Below are 572 nucleotides of genomic sequence, written 5' to 3'. Positions count from 1 at the left end.
GCTCAAGAAGTTCGGTGCCGATGGTTGGCTCGAAGCGCTCGTAAACCGGCCCGACCTTGGCACGGAATGCGGCGACATCATCGATGTCGTTGATCTCCATGCCTTTTTCCTGCAGGGCGGCAACCACATCGGCCTCTGCTGCCGCTACGGCCTGACGCTGCGCTGCAATCGCAGCCTCGCCCGCATCCAACACCGCCTGCTGCACGTCTTCTGGCAGTCGCTCAAGGCTGCGCTCCGACATCAGCAGATGGATCGCTGAATAGGTGTGCCGGGTAAAGCTGAGGAACTTGGTCACATCGGCGTAGTTGTTGGAATTAACCACAGAAGTGGGGATTTCCAGTCCGTCGACCGTGCCCTGTTGCATGGCGGTGAACACTTCACCCCAGGCCATCGGAACCGGGCTGCCGCCAAGCGACGAGAACATCTCGATGAAGACCGGGTTCTGCATGGTGCGGTATTTGACGCCTTCGACATCCTCGGGCGTCCGCACGGGCCGTGTATTGTTGATCATGTTGCGAAACCCGCCTTCTGCGGCACCCAGAGAGACGACCCCATCGTCGCGCAGATTGGCC

General features: G+C 60.3%; 1 protein-coding gene. It reads right to left on the bottom strand.

Annotated elements, in window-relative coordinates:
* Nucleotides 1-572: TRAP transporter substrate-binding protein (locus ABMC89_RS18980; RefSeq protein WP_349570797.1), on the bottom strand; the 572-nt coding region annotated here is incomplete at both ends.

The organism is Sulfitobacter sp. HNIBRBA3233 (assembly GCF_040149665.1).
GTDB lineage: Bacteria > Pseudomonadota > Alphaproteobacteria > Rhodobacterales > Rhodobacteraceae > Sulfitobacter > Sulfitobacter marinivivus.
This window is presented reverse-complemented; position numbering and strand designations above follow the sequence as displayed.